We start from the raw sequence: 22,078 nt of genomic DNA, 5'->3' as shown, positions 1-22,078 counted from the left end.
GATTTTTTACTTTGGATATAATTACTAGCAAAAGAAAATCCCCTTAGAAGTGTCTAAGGGGACCTTAATTTTCTCAATTCTAATCCAATAACGGTAATAAAACAAAAGAAAAATTAGGCTATTTGGGAAAGGCAAGCCAAACCTTAGTTTACATCAGTTGGAATTTCATAAAATCTAAGTTGTAGGACTTTAAGTCCATTGTTATCATAATTCCAAAAATAGTCTTCTAATTCCTCATCAAATAAAGGATACCGTTCAGTTCTTCCATCTCCATCCAAGTCCGCATAGATATAAAGTAGATCTTTGGATACATTACTAAATTTGGGAACTGAGTTTCCATTGCCATTGGACCTAATGGCAACATAACTTTCTGTACTACATACTTCCTCTCCAGTATCAGGATCTGTAGCACAGGTGGTCATTGTTGCAGACCCTCCCGGAGTTCCAACAGGGCGTGCCCAAACCGAGTAATCAGTAATCCCATCGTTGTCGGGGTCTGGGTGGGGAAGCTCAAATTTTGCTCCATCTGCATCGGTTCCATTGGCATCCAAAACTCCAAAACTTTCTCCTTCTCGAAGATAGATTTTGGTATTTCCTTCCAAATTGACAAAAATTCTATGTCCATTGTTTCCTGTCATGTCCGCTGTTTTATCTTTGGGTACACCAATGATATTGAGGTTGTAATGGGCACCACTTGGTGAGCCATTTCCTGTAATCCTGTAGGCAGCACCCTCTTCACTGGTTATGCTGCTGCTAAAGGATGTACTGCTGTTGTTGGGGGTTGTTGAGGGTGAAGGGGAAAATAGAGTCCTCCAAAGAGCACCCTACCATAACGCTAGCTGAAAATGTTAATACTGCAAATGTTCTCAAAAGTTTCATAATAAATAAAATTTAATGTGAAAATAAAGTTTGGTGTTAATTAAAATCTATTTGCTATCACCGTCATTGCATTTCTTTGTGAATCTAGCACTAAATTATACTAAATGCAAATTTTATTATTCAAAATTCATTTTTTTAGATTCTAAAATTAAACGGGTAATTAAAAAACAGCCTATTGAGCCTATTCGGCCAAAAAATTGCCTTTGGAATTTTTAAGGCTTCTGCCCAAAATTCAGACTTTCCTTGCTTTTCTCGCCAACTTTATGCCCAATTTGATGGATGGATATATCCTTCTGATTATCAAAACAAATTACATTTTTTAATGGAAATAAATATAGCCTAACGGGCAAAACAATATTTTTTTTCCCAACATGAGGGAAATAATTTTTGGGTCTAACAAAAATTAAAAATCGAGGGTGATTTTCTTATTTCCTCACATTTGAAACCAATTATTTCAAAAACTTCCTTGTAATAGCTATTTGATTCCTTTCTGAAATTGTCCCCTATTTTAGGTGAGGGTAAATTTAATTGTTGGCTAAGGGGAAGTGCAGTGATCTTATTTCTAAATGAATAACTTTTGCAATTGAATATCCAGGTCAAAAAATTAATTAAATATTACCCTACAGACATTTTAGCTGAAGCATTCCAGAGATATGGTGGAATTGGTTCTTCCAATTTCCATTTAATATTCATTGGTTTTGCACCATAATATTCCTCAAGATTTCCTTTCCCGACAAACACGTACCCCATTGTATTATTGTAAGCATCCTTGGCTTGTTCTCTAATAAAGAGCAATATTTTCTTCCCTTTTTGTAAATGTTCTACATAAGCTAAACCCTTCCCTTTATCAGGTCGAGCAGAATTCTGTGATTGCCAATGAAAAAGTGTTTCACTTAAAGCATAGTCATCATATAGAGTAGTTGGAGAAAAATTTTCTTCTGACTTGACCAAATCAATAAATAATAATTCCGTATTCAAGGATTTGTTTTCTGCAACTCCCTCTCGATTAGAATCTTTTTTATTAAAAGTACTTTTCCCAAAAGCAATCAAAATTTGCTCACGAGTATATCGAGCATGTAATTTTAGTGGTTGTTCATATGGTAAGTTAGGTTCAATTTCTAAAAAAGATACTTCACCTTCCATAAAACTTAACACCTCTATAATCTCTTCAATTAGCACACTATTTCTGCCTATTGCACGAATACTTTCCTCCAACGAATCAAACCCTCCAGGTTGTTGCCAAAAATCATAATGTAACATTAAGCACATCTTTTGCTCATTATGGGAAAGTTGGGTAAGATCCAGTTCAAAATTTTTCCTTGCTAGTTTTAAAATAAATCTAAAATAAGTAGGTGAAGATGTGGACAACCATTTTTTCGAAACACAACTTATTAGGTGTTTTTCATTGATTGATTCAAAGTTTTCTATCTTACCCGCCTCCTGGCACAAACGCTTCCAAGAACCTCTTTTATACATGACTGCCAATGGTATATGATGGAATTTTAAAAAATTTTCTAGAGTCAAAGACAAAGTTGACTGATGTTCAAAATCTCTAATCTTTTGAATTATTTGATTTCTCTTAAGATTCGTTGCAGCCTTAATATTATTTAAAATGGTTGTTTTGGCTTTCTTTTCCAAAACGATAGCACTTCCAAGGGGGACATGTGGAAAATCATCTTCAATTTCTTTTTTAATTGAAGTATTGGTTTTTCCTACCAAAGCTCTAAACTTCCCTTCAAAGTCATATTCTGGCCTAGCATTCCCAACAAAATCAAGTACTGTTAGACACTCCTTATCTTCATGCAGTCTTAACCCTCTTCCTAACTGTTGTAAAAAGATAGTCAAACTCTCCGTAGGCCTTAAAAACAAAACAGTATCAATTTGTGGAATATCAACCCCCTCATTGAAAATATCCACCACAAAGAGATAATTAATTTCCTTTTTCTCTAAATGATGGGTTATAGTAGACCGATTTCCATTTTGACCACTAACAAGGTAATCTGATTTTAGCCCAGCCAGATTAAACTTTTCCGCCATAAACTTAGCATGTTCCTTGGTGACACAGAAACCAAGAGCTTGGACATCATGAAAATCAGTCAAATACTTTTCTAGATTTTGAATAATATGACCCACCCGCTGATCATTTCCAGTATATACTTTACTTAACTCGCTTGGTAAATACTTCCCCCTCCAATTTAAGGTGGTTAAATCCACACTATCCGATATCCCAAAATATTGAAATGGACAGATTAGTTTCTTATTGATAGCTTCTGGAAGGCGAATTTCGGCTGCAACTCGATTACAAAAATCTTCCAAAATATCAGTACCATCCATTCGCTCAGGAGTTGCAGTCAACCCGAGTAATATTTTAGGGGAAAACTTATTCAATATTGCCCGGTAGCTTTTTGCTGCAATATGGTGAACTTCATCAATGATAATGAAGTCGTAATAATTGGCAGGAATCCTCCAATTATCTAATTGCGGATTCAACGTCTGTACTGATGCAAATAATTGTTTGCGATCATCTGGTTCAATTCCATCCACCCACAACTCCCCAAAATTCTGATCCTTTAAAATTCCCCTAAAAGTCTGTCTTGATTTGAACAATATTTCTTTACGATGAGCCACAAATAGTAACCTGGCTTTTGGATTATCTTTCCGAAATAATTTAAAATCAAATGCTGATATAACCGTTTTACCAGTCCCAGTAGCTGCCACCACCAAATTCTTAAACCTTAGATGGGTTTGGCGTTCAACCTGAAGTTGTTCTAAAATTTCCTCTTGAAATTTATAGGGTCTAATGTCAAAATAACTAGTTATTTCATTATCATTTCGAGGATTAAACTTGCCAGCATTAAGTGCAACCTTTAGTCTTTCTCCATCACTTTCCCTTTGTGCATCGTACAATTCAAAATCTGGGCTTTTCCAATAAGTATCAAAAGTTTTCTGAAATTTATCTATAATATGGGGCACTTCTTTAGTGGTAATTTTGATATTCCACTCCAAACCATTAGTTAGAGCAGACCGAGAAAAATTTGAAGACCCAATATAACCAGTATGGAACCCTGTATTCCTATGAAATAAATATGCTTTCGCATGTACTCTTTCATTTCCAGTATTATAGGAGACTTTTACGATTGTATTTGTCAAGCTAGCTAATTCCTGGATTGCTTTATAGTCGGTGGCCCCAACATAAGTTGTGGTTATCACTCTAAGTTTTCCTCCTCTTTTTGTAAATCTTTTTAATGCAGGTAAAATCAAACGCAAACCACTCCATTTAATAAAAGAAACCAATAAGTCAATTTGATCAGAGGAATAAATTTCTTTGTTTAATTCACCATCGAGCGAAAGCCGGGCATTCCCACCTGTAAATAATTCGCTATAAATCAACCGGGAATAAGGCGTAATTTCTGCCAAATGTTTATCCAAATCTGTAAAATCTGCATTTAATTTGGAGATAATTGCTTTTAACATTTTTCCCTCAGTTGCAATTAAATCACCTTCAAAATTAACCTGATCCAATTCGTCTCGAATTAAAAAGATCAATTTGTTAGTTAGTGATAATTGCTTTTCCAAACCATGATCATGCTTATAAAGAGAAAGGGCTTTTTTCACAATTTCATATAAATAATTGGCAAGTAAATTGGCAGCCTCCTCCTTATCTATTGAAACTGTTTTAATATGATATTTATCCTTATTGAGTTCTTCTAATTTAGATTTGATAAGTTGGGTGATAATTGACTCGTATATTCCTTCTTTCATTATATTCCTTTTAAAAAATCCCTAACAATAGGCAAATCCGCTTCTGCCCAGTCCAAATCTAACAATTCTTCTTTTTCCAACCATTGATGGGATCGGTGTTCTGTTAAAACCAATTCTCCAGATTGAATCCGGCATATATAGGGAATCAAGCGGATGGTAAAATCGGGATAATCATAAACCACTTCGGAAAGCTTATCCCCTATCTCAATTTCCAGGTTTAGCTCCTCTTTTATTTCTCTGGCCAAGCAGGATTGCTCAGATTCCCCATTTTCCATCTTTCCTCCTGGAAACTCCCATTTTAAAGGCATTTTCATTTTTGTCCCCCTTTGGACTGCCAACACCAATCCATCTTTAATGATCAAAGCACAGGTCACTGCTATCATAGAAAAATTGTTTTCCCTCTAAGTTATTAAATGGATGGTTAAGATCAACAAGCCTTCCCATCTTTGCTTTAATCTTTTGTGGTTCATTTATTCCATAATTCACCTGGCCAAAAAATCACCCACCACCATTTAATAACCCTCAAATACAATATTTTACAAGCCTGGTAAATTGTGATAAAACCTTAAATATTACTATATTATAAAATAAAACAAGGTCAGACTCGAGCTTTTGAAGCTTGAGGAAATATGTTGACCAATATTTCATGGATATTCAACTCAAAATACTTTTAGCCATGAAAATTTTACTTTTATCCATTATCACTTTTTGGGGATTCTGGCCTACTTTGGTTTTTGGCCAACCTGATACTACTTCCAATCTTTTGGATAATTTTAAATTGCAGGATTCATTAGATGTATTCCGGTCAAGCCCTTCGCTTCCTGATTCGGTTGTTCTTAAATCCTGGGATATTGATAAAGAACTGCAGGCGCAAAAGCAAGAGGAAGCCCAAAGAAAGGCTTATAGGAGATTGTCTTTAGAGTTACAATTGATTGATTCCCTGGTAAAAGAGGATAATTATCAACAGTTGAACCGTTTATCCAATGCCAATAGGTTTCAGAAGGTCAGTTTTATCGGGGATAGGGTAAGGCGAAAATCCAGGATGCTGATTACTGCCAGAAACCTTTCTTCATCTACCATTGAAGACCTTTTGAAACGCTTCAAATGGATCAACAGAAAGCTTAGGGTAAATATCACCTTTTCTATTGCTGCTCCGATTGAGGTAGATCCCTTAATCCTCTATGAGGACAATAAGGAAGGGTATTGTGATTACCTGATGTCGATCATCAAAAACATGTTGGGACAGCATCAGGAAATCTTGGATTGCAGTTTTGTTGAGTATGAAGCCTATGAGGAAAGCAAGGAAATCGATGTCCTCCAGGAATTGATCAACTTCAGGTACCAATTTATCCTTTTTTGTGATGCTAAGCTCCCTTAAAATCTTTTTGGTCTTAATTCTTTGCTTTTTAGTGCAAAAGGGCTTTCCCCAGTCTGGGCTTTTGGAAGAGTTTGATTCTATCCAGAATGCACAGTCCGCTGAAAACGGGGATACTTTGGGAGTGGATGGTTTTCCTTCTTATGCAGATTACAGTAGCCAGACCTCGGGGGTAAAGGAATCCTTTGAGGAATATAAACTTTTCAGTCTGGAACACCGGAAAAAGGTTTTCAACTGGCAATACTATTCCTCCATCATCATTTTTGTGACCGTTTTATTGATTGTTTATTCAGGCTTGATACTTTCCTTTATGCATTTTCGTCAAAGCCTAAAATCCGATCTGGATAACGAAACCGAACTGGAAATAGGCAAAACCGGCATTAAGGTCAAATCCAGCATTATTGGCATCATCATCCTGCTGATCTCGGTTTCCTTTCTTTACCTCTATCTGGCCCATGTATATCAAATTAAAGAAGTGGGGATTGGAGGGTTTTAAGCTGATTTAAGTAGCGGTTCAAGGGCAACCTCCCACAGAGATCCCTGAAAAAGTTAACCAGATTGAGCAAAATGAAGCTGCAAAAACATTTTTTCTATTTTATCCTATATGATCTTAGCGAATCCCCAAGCAAACTTAGCGGTAAAATCAACCCTGATTTAAGAATTAGAAATTTCCTTATAGCTGATTAGGGGCACATTCCTGGGCTATTACTTCCAGCTGATCCATTACCTTTGGTATGGATTTCCACTCGGTCCAGCTGATCAATTTGACCATCCATTTAAGCCTGGTCCCGGGATTCGCAATTTTCGAAGCCAAATTGGCAATTCTTTCATCCCTTTCATTAAGGCAAAGGGCCCTATCCTCGGCAATGAAATATAAATTGGCAAATTTCCATGCGCCATCCCTGGCCAACCGAATGCTAAATTCCATCAGCATTTCATCTTTGCCATTGGCAAACTGAATTAAAAAGCCAAAAACCGGGGAAACCTTGGATATATTGGCTTTCACCCCATCCACAAGCTCAGCAAGGATTAAATTGATTTTATCAAAATCGTTGATGATTTCGATTAGATTTTTGCCTTCCATGGTTTCTACTGTAGCAATACCCAAATCAAGGTTGATATGGGCATTTACTCCTAGCAATAGATGCTGCAAAACCAGGTATCCAGAGGATTTGGAAGTGTCAAAAGCATGAAGCCAACTTTCGGTTGTGGAATCCTCATTGATATAGTTATCATAAGCATCAAAAAATCTTTGGGCAAAGAGGATATCCAGTTTTTCCATTCTTGGATTATCCTCAAACTCCCCATTTTCTATTCCTTCCCTAATCCGAATCGTCACTCTCCTATAAAGGACGGCAAAATACCCTATCCTGCTTTTTTTGGATTTACATTCCTCTACAATTTCATCCATTCGGGAGATGACCTGATCAATGCTTTTCATGGAAAAGTGAATTTTAATTAAATGAGACCATTAATATATCCCGAAAAGTCTACCAAAAGAACCAATTAAGCAGCAAAGTAAGAGCAACGACCCAAGAATAAAGAAAAAAGTTTCCAAATCTCATATCAAAAATCTCCTTTCTACCTCACCACTTTCCTTGGGATTGACGCGGGCAACCTACTTAGCATTTCATTATTGAGCAGATTGGTAAAATTGGTAAAGCTGCTTATGTGGATTACATTATTATTCTGCCTCCCGATCAGTACCACCTCATCTCCAACTTTGGCTTTAGGAATATGAGTGATGTCAACCATAAAAAGGTTCATATTGATCAAACCTACGATGGGCGCTTTTTTTCCCTGGATCAATACATAGCCCCGGTTGGAAAGGCCTCTGGGATATCCATTACAATATCCCAACGGGATAACTGCAATATTCATTTTACGTACTGCCTGAAATGCTGTTCCATAGCCAATAAACTCACCTTCATTGACTTTTCGGGTGTCCATGATATCTGTTTTCCAGGTAATAATCCTTTTTAGTGCGCCATCCTTATTTTTCCCAACTTGATTTATATGGGTATAATATATATCCGGACTAGGCCAAAAACCATATTGGGCCACCCCTACTCTGACCATATCATAAAGCGACTCTTTGATGGACAATGCAGCTGCAGAGGATGCCACATGCCTTAAATGGGGCATTACTTTCTTTTGTTTGCATTTGGTCAAAAAGGTCTTAAAATTTTTTAGTTGTTTTTCAATTTTAAAATTATTGGCAAAGCTTTCTGCACCGCCCAAATGGGTACATAGCCCTTCAAACACCAAAAAATCAGCATTGTTTTTCAAAAAAGTTAGAGACTTGGAAAACTCTTCTTTGGGCATGCCGGTACGGTTTGCACCAGTTTCCACCTCAATATGAATTTTTGCTGGCTTTCCCACTTTCTTTGCAGCGGCTAAGGTTACCGACAAACGGTCATAATTATAGACATAAAATTCAATATTATTTTCAATGGCCCAAGGAATATCATCTTCATATAGAATTCCCATAATCATAATATGACTATCGGGATTACATACTTGCAATACCTCCCAAGCTTCATAGGCAGAAGCCACTGAAAAGTGGTCCACCCCGCAACTTTCAGCCATGGGTACAAAAACGTCTATACCATGACCATAGGCATTGGCCTTGATCACAGAGGAAAAAATCACATTTTTTCCGATCTTTTTCTTAATAAAATTGATATTGCTTTTGTAAGCAGATTTCCTTAGTTCTATTCTTGATGAGTGTTTTACCATTTTTTCTTGGTTTCTAACCAAACATAAGATTTCCCCCAACTCTCCTCTGCCAATTTCCGCACTTTCTGTACTTCATTATCGGGCACATTTTCCATTTTGTCCAATGCTTCCATGCGATTGAAATGAAAAGCATACACCCTTGCTGCAAATTCATGAAAGAGTAATGAAGATTCTCCGTGTTTTTCTCCATGTCCATACACGGAGGGTTCAATATTTTGTCCCCAATTCTGGCGGCCTTCATTATTAGGATTTAGGAAATAAGCCCTGTACTTCCCATTAAGGTCCTTATCCACACGCAATAAAGAAACAGCATGGAACCCCAACATTTCACCCTTGGATGAGGTAATAAAAATTCCCACAGGATTTGGATAAACCAGGCGGTGCCCTCCATTGAATTTGGGATGCCCCATGGCATAAAATACTCTTACAAAACCATTAAAATCTAAAATGGAATTGGAAAGGTAATCATAGGCCGAGGCGAAACCAATGGGGATCCATTGACCATACAAGGCCGGGTTGACCCATTTATGGGGATCTTCTGCCCTACCTGATGCCAAGCGCATCATCTCATTATATATCCTGTCAAGCATAGGGACCAAAGTAACTGAAACCGCATCCAAATTATAATCCAATACATCCACCAAACCTTTTCCCGTCATCGAAAACCTAACTTCTTTATCTTCAAACCGGAAGGTCAGGTCATTATAAACGGCTGCGGTATGAACCATATGGATCAATTTGGCAGGGGCATGCTGACTCCACATGCTGATTCCCCTGGCACTCTGGCAAGTTGGGTTGCTTCCCTGCCCCACTCCTAATGGTTGGCCTAATATCCTAAGCAAGCCCCCCAACAGGTAATTTTTGGCAGAAATTCCCTTAATCGGTTTCCTGGTTGATTTGAGAATCCTCTCTTCTACCTTGGGATTGATTTTGATCATGAGCAAATTGGACAAGCCAGAACGTACCGCCTCCCTTGTAAATAATCCCAATTCCAGCATTCGGGAAATCCCATAAATGCATTGGGCATTATAGGGATGAACCGTTTCCAAAATAATTTTGGAAACAAAATCCACCGAGGAATTCCATTCAGCTTCTCCCCCCTCATCCAATGCCAAACATTTTGGTACGAGTGAAAAATATCTTTTCTTTATCAAAAACAGCAATAAAACCCCATGATAATCACTAACAAGGCCAAACTTTGCCATAGACCGACCCATTTCCCTGATTTCCTCTTCCAGTTCTTTGAGTTCAAGCCCTTCTATTAATTTTTGGTAAGCCTTAATATCTATTCCCCTGCATCTTTTGGTTGGACTGTAAATACTCCGCTGGAATTCCAATAAGGGAACATCTTCGGTTCTATTGGGATTCAGATCTATTTTCTCTTTGATGAGGGCAATGATTTTCCTTTGGTTTTCAGTCACCACAGGTCTTTGTTCGCAAATCAAAATCAACTCTTCAGCCAATTTTTCCTTGATACTTCCTAAACCGGTATTTTCAGTAAAAAAACAAACAGGGAATGGACCTTATTCAATTCATGGTTATTCATCGCCAAACGGGTTTCTTCCAAGGGTTCCTGAAAAACAAATTCCAGATTCGAAACAATTACTTCCTGGATAAAATCCCTGGCTTCCTCTTTGCTTACTTCATTTAAAGTAATTTTACCTTTAGCGATGGCCATTAAACGCAATTCACTCAAAAGCTCCATGGTAGAGTTAGGGTGCCCACTTTTGAGGGTACCATTGACAAGGCCAGAAACCAGTTTGGAAGCATCTTCCCATGGTGATTTTTTAAAAATGCCCGCTTTGGTCATTTTTCCGATTTTCTGATAAACCAACTCCACTCCATCGGTGGATTCGGTCGCCAAATCAATTTGCCCCATTAAGTGTTGGGCTTTATCTGCCTTGGTCAGTATTGTAGCAGATTCAAGTGCATTTATCAATTCGTCAATTTTTTCTTCTTTATTTGCTAGTGCAGCCTGATGTGTCATGGTAAAGGGTTAAGGTACAAATTTAATTTTCATTTGATTTGATTGGGAAAGGAAATGGGGCCTTTCATCCCTTTTCCATATTATGGAGAAATTAGCCCCTTTCCATCAAACCCAATGAATTTTTGGCATTTATTTTTATGCCTAGTGGTAAAAATCCACATCCTCATAATGCAGTAGCAACTCCTTCATCCGGTCTGGGTCTTCCCCTTTGAAATTTACCGTACCAAAGTGGTTACCAAACCCTTCCCGGGCATCAATCTTCTGAGTAGATAATGGAGGAACCAGGTTATGGTCCAAAAAATAAGGTTCTTCCTTTAATTCCTCTGGAATTTCCAATTTGGATATCTGCCCTTTGTGCGGGTAAATCATCACATTTCCATAAAATTCAGTAGGCCTTGCATCCATTGGAGGTAAAATCTGTTGTAATTCTTCCTCCGTAAGATCTGGGTCATGGCAAAGGACAAAGGCGGCCAAAGCATCAAAACCATAAGCTTTGCTACATAATTCAAGGATGTGCCCACCAGGAATACGGCAAGCCACTTCCCCAAAGCTCAATTCATCATTTTCGGTCAAAAACCACTCTGGATGGACCATACCGTATTTAATGCCAAATAAATCCACCATTTTTTGCATTTCCTTCAAGATTCTATCCCTTTTGCCATGCAAATAATTGCCCTCTGGGATAAAATTGGAATAACCCAATTTTACATACTCTGTGATGTTCAAAAACCTGATTTTTCCCTTATGGATAAATGCCTCACAGGAAAATTCCCTTCCCGGCAAATGGCTCTCTGCCAAACAGGGAAAATCACCGTCTTCACATTTGTCTTCTATATCCTGCTTCGAACGAAGCAACCGGTGTCCTACTGTACCTGCAGATGCAAAGGGTTTGATATGGACCCAACTGTCCTCTTCCCCCTCTAATTGTAAGTTGGCCTGATTAAGCCTGTCCATAAAGTTCTTTACACCCTCTTTATTATACACTTCCTCAAAAAGACCTACCCTTAATCCTCCAATCAGGGCTTTCCTTTTCATCATGGCTTTGTTACGAAATAAAAAAGCACGATTCAATATCCTTGGGTCATTTCTGTAAAGTGAGTTCAAGGCACCTGCCCATTCCACAGTTTCTTCAAAAAGTGGAACGGCAACATCCGCCCCAAAAGGCTTCAATTTTTCCATCAAATCCAACGAATTGGAGGAATCACTCCATTCATCAAATTGATAGGCCACAAAAGGGATATCATTTTCCTTGGCATAATCTTCAAAATCGGGAAAAGATACCACTACAAAAGGTTTGTTGACCTTTTGCATACTTTCTATAACCTGTAAACTCCATCCTAACAATGCAAAACATTTAGCCATCTTATTTTTCTTTGGTTCTGCATTATAATAGCAATTTATATGGTCAAAATCAATGGGTTATTCTTTTAAATTTGGTCAATTTTCAATTTATTGAAACCGGGATAACCACCACTTTCCATCACATTACTTTTATACACCTTTCCTATACATTTTAAGGCATGATATAATTTTTCTAAATAAATCATTAAAAGAACAGGAATGTAGAAATAATAAAAATTCCCACCGGAGAAATGGCCCCACAGAAATATTATTAGTGTATTTTTGACATTTTTTACAATTGTTTTTTTTTTACTTTTTGAAATTTATATCTTTGAAAAATTCATAAAATCACCCAATGCCCAAATCAGCCCCTAAGCATATCGTTGAAATGAAAAATATTATTTCAGAAAGTACTTCTGAAATAGATTTTTCTAATGACCGGGGCATTTGGGAAGCATTTAAATCGGGAAATGAATCTGCTTTTATTTTTATTTATGAATCCCATTTTGAAACCCTCTTTGATTATGGGTGCAAATTCACCAAGGATACTGGGATCGTAAAAGACGCCATTCAGGATTTATTTATTGAATTGCGAAATAAAAGGGATTCTTTGGGTGCTACCAATAACATCAAATTTTACCTATTTAAATCCCTCAAAAGGAAAATTATCAGGGAAAGTGGTAGATGGTTTAGAAAATGGGAACGACTTGCTGGGAATTATTATTTTGAATTCAGCTTTTCCCCGGAACAGATCCTCATTGACAGGCAATTGGATCAAGAAAAACATGCCTCCCTTAATACAGCATTAAAAGAGCTTACAGACCGACAAAAAGAAATCATCTATTATTTTTATTTTGAAGGTTTGAGCTATGAGCAGATCAAAGAAATCATGTGCTTCACCAGTACAAAAGCAACCAGAAACCTTCTTTACCGCGCCATTGATTTCTTAAAAGATGCAGTTCAATAATACCCATATACCTGCATTTAATTTTTTTACAATTCAAGGATATAAAATCCTAAATTATTTAATTATCGGAATTGAAAGCTCTTAACAGTAACATCAAAATCCATAAAAAAACTTCCCCTATTAACTTCACAGGCCTTTTTTAAAATTTTTTAAAAAAAATCCCAAAATCTGTGATGGCATTTTACTACTTCATGTCTTATATAAATGTAATTGGTACATGAAACTGTTTTTATGAAAGATAGGAAAGAGGAGCTTTTAACCAATCCCGAATTTGTTCGCTGGGTCCGCAATCCGGATGCAGCTCTGGATGCCTACTGGCAAAAATGGCTGAAAGCAAATCCTCACAGAAGGGATGAATTATTATTAGCCAGAGAAATATTAAAAGGTCTTAAAAAAGAAACCACTTCTTCCCAACTTGAAGAAAAAGAAAATATCCTCAACAATATTTTAAGTCAAAGCCCTGAAGTAAAAGTAAGTAAGAATACCCCTGAAAAACCGGGAAAAGGAACTCCAATAAGAATATTAACTCAGGTAAGCCGGATTGCCGCCATTATCCTCCTTGCTGTGGCTTTGTCCTGGATGACAAACTATTTCTTGAACCAAGGTCAACAAGATATCCCAGCTCAAATAGCTACTCTAAGCAAGGAAACTCCATTTGGAGAAAAGTTAAAATTCAAATTGCCAGATGGGACCATTGTTTGGCTTAATTCAGGCAGTAAAATTTCTTATCCCGAAAAGTTTTCAGAAAACCAACGCCAAGTCCATTTGGAAGGGGAAGGATTTTTTGATGTCGCTGAAAATCCCAACAAGCCCTTCAAAGTAGTTTCAGGGGAACTGACCACTATAGCACTGGGAACCTCTTTTAATATTTCACATATGGGGAATAATAAGTTGGACATTGCCTTATTGACTGGAAAAGTAAAAATTCAAAACAGTCAGACCCGGGAAAATATTCTTTTAGTTCCAGGCCAGGAACTTAAATATATACCCAATGAAGGAAAAACCAACGTAGGCAATTTTGACCCAATAGAAGTGGCTGGGTGGAAAGATGGAATTTTAAGTTTCAAAAATGCTGATGTCCAGGAAGTAATTCAAAAACTAGAAAGATGGTACGGCATCAACATTAGTACCTCAGGTCAACCCAAAAGGAATTGGAATCTTACAGGAAAATATAAGAATGAATCCTTAAAAATTGTATTAGAAAGAATAGCATATGTTGAAAATTTCCAATACAGCCAAAAGGATAAACAGGTAATAATAAAATTTTAACTAGCCCTATTTATCAATTTTAAAACCCGAAAAGCCCATGAAAACAGACAGCTCTTAAAAATCCAACTTTTTTGTTGGTAAAAAACTAGGGTACAGGATGACTATACATTGGGGAATGGTGGCATCCTGCATCCCTAATCTTTGAACTTAATAAACTCAAAATTATGAAATTAAAATTACAAAGGACAATCTATATGTTGTCAAGGTATTTTATTTACGGCTTCCTTGTGCAACTAATGTTCATTTCCCTTGTATCAGCGGGAGGTGTACATGCCCAATTTAACCGAATTGACGAGGTAGAGATCTCCCTCGGGAAGCAAGAAATGACACTTGGAAAATTTTTCAGGGCTGTGGAAAACAGCACTGATTTTCAATTTTCCTTTGACAGAAAGGACATTAACAGAAATTTGCCGCTCCATTTTATTAAAGGAAGTGGTACTATAGAAGAATTACTCACCCAAGTAGCCCGTCAGGCTTCTCTCTCTTTTAAACAAGTCAACCACAATATTGATGTTAAAAAGGTAGAAAGGGAAAAAGCTGATAGGGTGGATATTGCCGAGGAAGTTTCCATTAGCGGAACCGTTACGGATACCAATGGAGAACCAATCCCGGGAGTGACTGTCTCCATACAAGGAGGCACCACAGGAACTATTACTGATTTGGATGGTAATTATTCCATTGATGCACCAGAAGGGTCCACCCTGGTATTTTCTTTTATTGGTTTTGCCAAAGTCACAAAGGTAGTTGGCAATCAAAGCACCATCAATGTGGTGATGAAAGAAGATATTTCTAACCTGGATGAAGTAGTCGTAATTGGATACGGCACTCAAAGAAAAGCAGATATCACCAGTGCAGTTTCCACTGTAAAATCTGATGATTTTGTACAAGGCGGTGTAAATGATGCCGGACAGCTACTTCAAGGTAAAGTGGCAGGGTTGACAGTTTCTGCACCAAGTGGTGACCCAACGAGTGGATCCCAAATCCTTCTTCGTGGAAACACCACCTTATATGGTGCCAATTCTGATCCTTTGGTTTTGATTGATGGGATCCCAGGTAATCTTAATACGGTTGCTCCCGAAGATATAGAATCGATTGATGTACTTAAAGATGGGTCAGCAGCAGCCATTTACGGTACCCGAGGCACCAATGGGGTTATTTTGGTGACCACCAAGCGTGCTTCCGGAGAATATTCCAGTTCTTTTGATTATCAGGGCTACATGAGCACACAAACTATTGCCAGAGAACTGGATATGCTAACTGCCGAAGATTACAGGGAACAAATCGAAGCTGGGGAAAGAGATGCATCCTGGGATTTAGGAGGCAATACAAACTGGATGGATGAAGTCACCCAAACCCCCATTAGCCATGTCCATAACATGACTTTCAGAGGAGGAAATGAAAAAACCAATTACCTGGCCAATGCCAACTACCGGGATTTTGAGGGAATTTTCAAAAAATCCAACAATAATACCCTTAACCTCCGTACTGACATCAATCATAATATGTTGGATGATAAGTTAAAATTGAACATTGGACTTCTCCATACACTTAACAAATATACTACAACCGCTGATGGAGGAAGTTTCAATGGCTATACTTATCGTCAAGCCTTGATCAGAAACCCAACTGCACCGGTCAGGAATGAAGACGGAACCTGGCATGAACAGCCTTCGATATTCAATTATGAAAATCCTATGGCCAGGTTATTTGAAAGTGATGGGGAAAATTCTTCCCAAAATACTAGAATCAATACTAAGTTGATTTATACCCCCATCAATAACTTGAAACTTAGTGCAGTGGCCTCCTTAAACACTTATAACCAAGTAAGAGGTTATTCAGAAACCAAGCAGCACATTTCCACTTTAAGGGATGGAAGAAATGGCTATGCTTCCAATGGAACAACCTATTCCAAAGATAAATTGCTGGAACTGACCGGTGAATACACCACATTTTTTGGTGACCATACCCTTTCCATTTTGGGGGGATATGGCTATCAGGAAAATGAGTTCAGGGAATTTTGGATGCAAAACTGGGATTTCCCTACTGACCGATTTGGATATAACAATATCGGAACAGGAAATGCCCTTAGAGAAGGTTTGGCTCCTATTTCCAGTTATAAGGCAAATACCAATTTGATCAGTTTCTTCAGCAGGCTTTCCTATAATTACATGGACAAATACCTGCTATTGGCAAGTGTAAGGCATGAAGCTGCCAGCCAATTGTACGGAACAGACCAACCATGGGGAACCTTCCCTGCAGTTTCTCTGGGATGGAGGATTTCAAATGAATCCTTTATGGAGGACCTCTCATTTGTTAAAGATTTAAAATTAAGAGCAGGCTATGGTGTTACCGGTACACAGCCAGCCGATTTGTTCCTGGGTGTGGCTATGCTGGGATATGACCGCTATTTGTATTCCAATGGAAATTGGATAAGGGCCCTAAGCCCTATCCAAAACCCTAACCCTAACTTGAGATGGGAAGAGAAAAAAGAAACCAATATTGGTTTGGATTTCACCCTTTTTGACGGCCGGGTAAGTGGTAATGTGGATTATTACAAAAGGAAAATTGATGGCCTCTTATATGATTACGATGTGCCCACTCCTCCCAACTTGTTCAATAGAACCCGGGCTAATGTAGGGGTCATGGAAAACCAAGGATGGGAAGCGCTTTTGAATATTATCGCCATACAAAACAAGGACTTCCAGTGGACGACAAGTTTCAACTTTTCCACCAACTCCAATAAGCTGGTCAGCCTTTCCAATGAACAATATCAAGCCACGCAGGATTATTTTACTGCTGGAGGTACAGGAGAACCCATCCAAACTTTCACCCATATTGTCAAAATCGGTGATAATATCGGGGACTTTTATGGCTTCAAAGTGGTGGACATCGATGAAAATGGCAAATGGATTTATGAAACCCCTGGTGGAGAGACGGTAGGTTATGATGAATTCAACCATTCATTTGAAGAAAAGCAGGTATTGGGTAATGGATTGCCTAAATATTACGCAGGGTGGAACAATAATATCAAATACAAAAATTGGGATTTGGCCATCACCATGAGGGGAGCCTTTGATTATCAAATCCTAAATTTTCAAAGAATGTATTATGAAAACCCTACCCTCCAACAATATAACCAATTGAAATCCTCCCAGGATTTGGTGTTCGGAAAAGCAAAATTTGATGCACCTTTGGAATTCAACAGCTACTATATAGAAGATGGTGATTTCTGGAAAATTGACAATGTTACTTTGGGATATAACTTCCCCATTAGCAACCATAATTTCTTAAAATCTGCCAGGGTTTACGCTTCTTCCTTGAACACCCTTATTCTCACTGGTTATTCTGGAATAGACCCTGAAGTTAATCGACTAGGGTTGTCACCTGGAAATGATAGCAGGGACAAATATCCCAATACCAGGACCTTTACACTTGGAATAAACCTAAGCTTTTAACCAAAACTTGAATTGAAATGAAAATATCATATATCAATATAGCCTTAATGCTGGGGCTGCTTTGTTCTTCTGTTTCTTGTATTGAACTTAAAGAAGAAAGTTATGACCGCATCATTGCTGATCAATTTGAATCCACTGAGGAAGATTTGGCTTCTTTAGTTGGATCTGCTTATGTCAATTGGAGAGATGTAATGCTCCAGTGGGACGGGCTTCATCGCGCCCAAGAAGTTTCAGCCGACCAACTGGTTATTCCTGCCAGGCCCAATGGTTGGGTGGATGGTGGTGTGTACCGAAGAATCCATGAGCACAAATGGACAACAGATGATGGAATTGTAGTCCAGAACTGGAACAGGTCTTACTCTGGAATTACCAATTGTAACAGGGTAATTTATCAAATTGAATCTGGAATAGTACCAGTTTCGGATGAGTTAAAGGCAACTACCTTAGCAGAACTAAAAGTCCTTAGAGCTTCTTATTATTATGTATTAATTGATTTGTACGGAAATGTTCCAATAGTCACTGAATTCGATGTTCCTGTAGGCTTTTTACCCGAACAAAGCAACCGAACCGAAGTTTATAACTTCATCATCAGTGAAATTACTGAGAATATTGATTTGTTGTCAGAGGAAAATGATCAAAGTACTTATGGCACTTTCAACAAATGGGCAGCCTATGCCCTATTGGCAAAAATGTACCTGAATGCTGAAGTATATACTGGAACTCCAGCTTGGGATAAATGCCTTGAAGCCTGTGATGCTATTATTAATTCAGGGGCTGGTTATGCTTTGGAAGGCAACCAAAGTGATGTATTTAGAACTGAAAATGAAGGGTCTCCAGAAATCATCTTTGCCATTCCTTTTGATGAAAATTATGTAACAGAATGGAATGCATTTGATCTTCATATGCAAACATTACAACCGGGAAACCAGGCAACTTACAACCTTCAAAACACCCCGTGGGGAGGTATTTGTGCCATTCCTCAGTTTATTGACACCTTCGATCCGGATGACTCTAGGTTAAAAAGAAACTGGATCCAAGGTCAACAATACAAAGCCAATGGGGATCCCATTTATTGTTCTTTAGGATCCTTGGTGGGTGAACCCCTGGCTTATATCAATGAATTACCAGGTATAGATTATTCTGAAGAAATCCACGGTTTCCGATTGGGTAAATTTGAAATTGCCCAAGATGCCAAAGTGCAACTGAGCAATGATTGGCCCTTATTCAGATATGCTGATATACTAATGATGAAAGCAGAATCATTATTAAGAACAGGAAATGCGGAAGCAGCTGCGGCTTTGGTAACTGAAGTTAGAAGCAGAAATTTCACTGCAAACCCAGAAAAGGCTACAGTTACAGGTCAGGAATTGATGGAAGGAAGCCGCTATGCTTACGGTCTTCAGAACCAACAGGAAGAAACCTTTGAAGGAGGAGCTGATATCATGTATGGCCGCTTTCTGGATGAGTTGGGTTGGGAATTTGCCCAGGAAGGAAGAAGGAGACAGGACTTGATCCGTTTTGGAGTATTTACTGAAAAATCTTGGTTGAACCATAAGCCCAACGGAGATTATAGGGCTCTATATCCAATTCCAAGACTGGCCTTGAATACCAACCCGAATTTGCAACCGAATCCTGATTATTAACCTTTATAAAACCCTATAGCAGGTGCTGGACAATTCCAGTGCCTGCTTTTTTTAAATTTCATTTATTGGAAAAAAACAGAATTTGATTTTGGACTTATTATATTTCTAACTTGAGAAAAAAACTATCAATTTGGATTAAAAAATAAATCACTTAAAATTCGAGTTAATTAGTGTCATTCGTAGATTTCCTTTTGTTGATCTCGGAAGCCTCGGAAGCCAAAAAATAATTATCAAACCTATAAAACCTAAATTACTTATGTTAAAGCGTTGCTTATTCCTCCTGCTGATTTTTAGTCCCCTTTGGGCCTATACTCAGGAAAATGCCTTACAAACTTTTCCTCTTAATCAAGTAAAACTTCTGGAAAGCCCATTTAAAAATGCCCAGGAAGTGGATAAGCAATATTTGCTGGAAATGAACCCGGATCGCCTTTTGGCACCATTTTACCTCCAGGCAGGCCTGGAACCCAAATCTCCCCGTTATGGAAACTGGGAAAATACCGGATTGGACGGCCATATTGGTGGCCACTACCTTTCCGCCCTATCCCTTATGTATGCTTCCACAGGAAGCCAGGAAGTATTGTACCGGTTAAATTACATGCTGGAGGGATTGGAAGAATGCCAAAATCAGGATCCGGACGGTTATGTGGGAGGAATTCCAGAAGGGAAAAAAATGTGGGACCAAGTGGCAAATGGAAATATCCGTGCCGGAGGATTTTCATTGAATGACAAATGGGTACCCATTTATAATATCCATAAACTTTTCGCCGGTTTGGCAGATGCCTATAATTATACCGGAAGCAAAAAGGCTAAAAACATCCTTTCAAAACTGTCTTATTGGTTTTTGGATTTGACCGACAAACTTAATGATCTACAAATCCAGGAAATTTTAAAAAGTGAACATGGTGGCATCAATGAAGTTTTCGTGGATGTTGCTGAAATTACCGGAGATGATCAATTTCTGACTTTGGCCAACAGGCTTTCCCATCAAGTGCTTTTGCAGCCTCTAATGGCCGGCAAAGATCAACTTAACGGAATGCATGCCAATACCCAAATTCCAAAAATCATCGGATTTTTCAGAGTGAGCCAAGCCACCGGTGATGAAGGTTTAGAGAATGCTGCTCAATATTTCTGGAATACGGTGGTAGAAAAAAGGACAGTTTCCATTGGAGGAAATAGTGTGCGGGAGCATTTCCACCCTTCTGATAATTTTACAGAAATGCTGACTTCCAGGGAAGGCCCGGAAACCTGCAATACCTATAATATGGTGAAGCTTTCCAAATACCTCTTTTTGGAAAACCCTGAACTCAAGTATATGGATTATTATGAAAGGGCTTTGTATAACCACATCCTTTCTTCCCAACATCCAGAGCACGGGGGATTTGTTTACTTTACACCCATGCGTCCCCAACATTACAGGGTGTATTCCAATCCGCATGAAACCTTCTGGTGCTGTGTAGGATCAGGTATGGAAAACCATGGTAAATATGGAGAAATGATCTATGCCCATGATGGGGAAAATATTTTTGTCAACCTCTTTATTCCTTCCGAATTAAACTGGGAAGAAAAGGGTATTCAATTGACCCAAAATACTTCATTTCCAAAATCAGAAAAATCCTCCCTTACTCTTCAATTGAAAAAGAAAAAGAAATTTGCCCTATATATCAGAAAACCTAAATGGATAACCGGAAATATGGAAATCAGAGTTAATGGTCAAAAGGCGGATTACCATTCCATCCATTACGGTTATATCAAAATTGAAAGGACTTGGAAAGATGAAGACCAAGTAGAAATAAACCTTCCCATGGAAACCCAATTGGAATATCTGCCAGATGGCAGCCCCTGGGCATCCTTTGTGCATGGACCGATTGTATTGGCAGCAAAGACGGACAGTTCTGACTTGAAAGGTATAATTGCTGACGACAGCCGAATGGGCCATATTGCCAGTGGATCTTTATATTCCATGGACAACCTTCCCATTTTGCTTCAAAACAACAAAATTGAAGATCAACTAGAACCTATTGAAGGAAAATCATTACAATTTAATCTAGATCCTGTGGTGGATTCCAACCGGCATTTGGAGCTTGAACCTTTTTATCAAATCCATGACAGCCGCTATATCCTTTATTTCCCTGTCAGCAAACCTGAGGAAATAGCTCAAACCAGGGAATGGCTCACTGATATTGAGAAAAGGAGTTTGGAGCTGGAAAAGCAAACAGTTGATAAAATCACTCCTGGTGAACAGCAACCGGAATCTGACCATTTCTTTATGGATAAATCCTCCGAAGCAGGTGTTTTCCAAGACAGACATTATAGAAAGAGCTCATCTTGGTTTGGATACCAACTTCGCAATGGACAAAAACAGGCCAAAAAATTGCGATTAACAATACATACTTCAGAGGATGATTTTGCCTTTGATATTCAGCTAAATGGGGAAACTTTTTCAACAGTAAGATCTGAAAAACTGAAAAAGAATGAATTTTTCAATGATGAAGGGCGATTCTTCGAAGTGGATTATGAATTGCCGGAAAATCTTGGTCAGGAAAAAACCATTGATTTGAAATTCATTGCAAAGGAAAATTTATCCACGGCAAAAATATTTGAGATAAGATTACTTAAATAATGGGGATTTATTCTAACTAACCAAAACCTTTGCTCATGTGG

15 protein-coding genes are annotated in these 22,078 nt (G+C 38.2%); 7 read left to right on the top strand and 8 right to left on the bottom strand.

What is annotated here, in order from left to right:
- Nucleotides 1-143: 143 nt before the first annotated feature.
- The 3 genes from QWY93_RS15420 to QWY93_RS15410 all read right to left on the bottom strand — a co-directional run bounded on the left by QWY93_RS15420 (nt 144) and on the right by QWY93_RS15410 (nt 5,024).
- Entirely contained in the window at nt 144-638 is a 495-nt protein-coding gene (locus QWY93_RS15420) for a hypothetical protein (protein WP_290249291.1), read from the bottom strand.
- 856 nt (nt 639-1,494) lie between these two features.
- Nucleotides 1,495-4,641 carry a DEAD/DEAH box helicase gene (locus tag QWY93_RS15415; protein ID WP_290249290.1) on the bottom strand — a complete coding sequence of 1,049 codons (3,147 nt, stop codon included), beginning with the start codon at nt 4,639-4,641 and terminating at the stop codon, nt 1,495-1,497.
- Nucleotides 4,641-5,024, bottom strand: coding sequence for a (deoxy)nucleoside triphosphate pyrophosphohydrolase (locus tag QWY93_RS15410; protein WP_290249288.1), 384 nt, complete (start codon nt 5,022-5,024; stop codon nt 4,641-4,643). The genes QWY93_RS15415 and QWY93_RS15410 overlap by 1 nt, the downstream gene beginning before the upstream one ends.
- Before the next feature lie 293 nt (nt 5,025-5,317).
- Here QWY93_RS15410 and QWY93_RS15405 point away from each other — a divergent pair, with 293 nt between their 5' ends.
- Together QWY93_RS15405 and QWY93_RS15400 are read left to right on the top strand one after the other, a co-directional pair.
- Nucleotides 5,318-6,019, top strand: a complete 702-nt coding sequence (locus QWY93_RS15405) for a hypothetical protein (RefSeq protein WP_290249287.1) — start codon at nt 5,318-5,320, stop codon at nt 6,017-6,019.
- Between the two features lie 31 nt (nt 6,020-6,050).
- Nucleotides 6,051-6,512 carry a hypothetical protein gene (locus QWY93_RS15400; RefSeq protein WP_290249286.1) on the top strand — a complete coding sequence of 154 codons (462 nt, stop codon included), beginning with the start codon at nt 6,051-6,053 and terminating at the stop codon, nt 6,510-6,512.
- A gap of 177 nt (nt 6,513-6,689) precedes the next feature.
- Here the strand turns inward: QWY93_RS15400 and QWY93_RS15395 are convergent, their stop codons facing one another.
- From QWY93_RS15395 to QWY93_RS15375, 5 genes are all read right to left on the bottom strand, one after another.
- Nucleotides 6,690-7,457, bottom strand: a complete 768-nt coding sequence (locus QWY93_RS15395) for a DUF5995 family protein (protein WP_290249285.1) — start codon at nt 7,455-7,457, stop codon at nt 6,690-6,692.
- Nucleotides 7,458-7,597: 140 nt separating this feature from the next.
- The gene (alr, locus tag QWY93_RS15390) at nt 7,598-8,755 is read right to left on the bottom strand and encodes an alanine racemase (protein WP_290249284.1); all 1,158 of its coding nucleotides are present in this window, start codon (nt 8,753-8,755) and stop codon (nt 7,598-7,600) included.
- Nucleotides 8,749-10,218: a hypothetical protein gene (locus QWY93_RS15385; protein ID WP_290249283.1), complete on the bottom strand. Its 1,470-nt coding sequence runs from the start codon at nt 10,216-10,218 to the stop codon at nt 8,749-8,751. The genes alr and QWY93_RS15385 overlap by 7 nt, the downstream gene beginning before the upstream one ends.
- Before the next feature lie 17 nt (nt 10,219-10,235).
- On the bottom strand, nt 10,236-10,742 hold the full coding sequence (locus tag QWY93_RS15380; protein WP_290249282.1) for a hypothetical protein: 507 nt from the start codon (nt 10,740-10,742) through the stop codon (nt 10,236-10,238).
- 141 nt (nt 10,743-10,883) lie between these two features.
- The gene (locus tag QWY93_RS15375) at nt 10,884-12,104 is read right to left on the bottom strand and encodes an ATP-grasp domain-containing protein (RefSeq protein ID WP_290249281.1); all 1,221 of its coding nucleotides are present in this window, start codon (nt 12,102-12,104) and stop codon (nt 10,884-10,886) included.
- 334 nt (nt 12,105-12,438) lie between these two features.
- Here QWY93_RS15375 and QWY93_RS15370 point away from each other — a divergent pair, with 334 nt between their 5' ends.
- The 5 genes from QWY93_RS15370 (at nt 12,439) to QWY93_RS15350 (ending at nt 22,037) form a co-directional block, all read left to right on the top strand.
- Nucleotides 12,439-13,050, top strand: a complete 612-nt coding sequence (locus QWY93_RS15370; RefSeq protein WP_290249280.1) for an RNA polymerase sigma factor — start codon at nt 12,439-12,441, stop codon at nt 13,048-13,050.
- Between the two features lie 231 nt (nt 13,051-13,281).
- Nucleotides 13,282-14,319 carry a FecR family protein gene (locus QWY93_RS15365; protein WP_290249279.1) on the top strand — a complete coding sequence of 346 codons (1,038 nt, stop codon included), beginning with the start codon at nt 13,282-13,284 and terminating at the stop codon, nt 14,317-14,319.
- A gap of 164 nt (nt 14,320-14,483) precedes the next feature.
- A complete protein-coding gene (locus QWY93_RS15360; protein ID WP_290249278.1) occupies nt 14,484-17,774 on the top strand; it encodes a SusC/RagA family TonB-linked outer membrane protein in 3,291 nt (1,096 codons plus the stop codon).
- Nucleotides 17,775-17,791: 17 nt separating this feature from the next.
- Nucleotides 17,792-19,417 (top strand): RagB/SusD family nutrient uptake outer membrane protein, encoded by a 1,626-nt coding sequence (locus QWY93_RS15355; RefSeq protein WP_290249276.1) that lies wholly within the window; start codon nt 17,792-17,794, stop codon nt 19,415-19,417.
- Nucleotides 19,418-19,673: 256 nt separating this feature from the next.
- Nucleotides 19,674-22,037, top strand: a complete 2,364-nt coding sequence (locus QWY93_RS15350) for a glycoside hydrolase family 127 protein (RefSeq protein ID WP_290249275.1) — start codon at nt 19,674-19,676, stop codon at nt 22,035-22,037.
- The last annotated feature ends 41 nt before the right edge of the window (nt 22,038-22,078 follow it).

This window comes from Echinicola jeungdonensis (assembly GCF_030409905.1).
Classification (GTDB): domain Bacteria; phylum Bacteroidota; class Bacteroidia; order Cytophagales; family Cyclobacteriaceae; genus Echinicola; species Echinicola jeungdonensis.
Note: the sequence above shows the minus strand (reverse complement) of the source record. Positions and strands in the feature narration are given on the sequence as shown.

Coding starts and splice junctions, on each gene's coding strand:
- QWY93_RS15420 (WP_290249291.1), bottom strand. CDS start 638: ATGACAGGAAACAATGGACATAGAATTTTTGTCAATTTGGAAGGAAAT.
- QWY93_RS15415 (WP_290249290.1), bottom strand. CDS start 4,641: ATGAAAGAAGGAATATACGAGTCAATTATCACCCAACTTATCAAATCT.
- QWY93_RS15410 (WP_290249288.1), bottom strand. CDS start 5,024: ATGATAGCAGTGACCTGTGCTTTGATCATTAAAGATGGATTGGTGTTG.
- QWY93_RS15405 (WP_290249287.1), top strand. CDS start 5,318: ATGAAAATTTTACTTTTATCCATTATCACTTTTTGGGGATTCTGGCCT.
- QWY93_RS15395 (WP_290249285.1), bottom strand. CDS start 7,457: ATGAAAAGCATTGATCAGGTCATCTCCCGAATGGATGAAATTGTAGAG.
- alr (WP_290249284.1), bottom strand. CDS start 8,755: ATGGTAAAACACTCATCAAGAATAGAACTAAGGAAATCTGCTTACAAA.
- QWY93_RS15380 (WP_290249282.1), bottom strand. CDS start 10,742: ATGACACATCAGGCTGCACTAGCAAATAAAGAAGAAAAAATTGACGAA.
- QWY93_RS15375 (WP_290249281.1), bottom strand. CDS start 12,104: ATGGCTAAATGTTTTGCATTGTTAGGATGGAGTTTACAGGTTATAGAA.
- QWY93_RS15370 (WP_290249280.1), top strand. CDS start 12,439: ATGCCCAAATCAGCCCCTAAGCATATCGTTGAAATGAAAAATATTATT.
- QWY93_RS15365 (WP_290249279.1), top strand. CDS start 13,282: ATGAAAGATAGGAAAGAGGAGCTTTTAACCAATCCCGAATTTGTTCGC.
- QWY93_RS15360 (WP_290249278.1), top strand. CDS start 14,484: ATGAAATTAAAATTACAAAGGACAATCTATATGTTGTCAAGGTATTTT.
- QWY93_RS15355 (WP_290249276.1), top strand. CDS start 17,792: ATGAAAATATCATATATCAATATAGCCTTAATGCTGGGGCTGCTTTGT.
- QWY93_RS15350 (WP_290249275.1), top strand. CDS start 19,674: ATGTTAAAGCGTTGCTTATTCCTCCTGCTGATTTTTAGTCCCCTTTGG.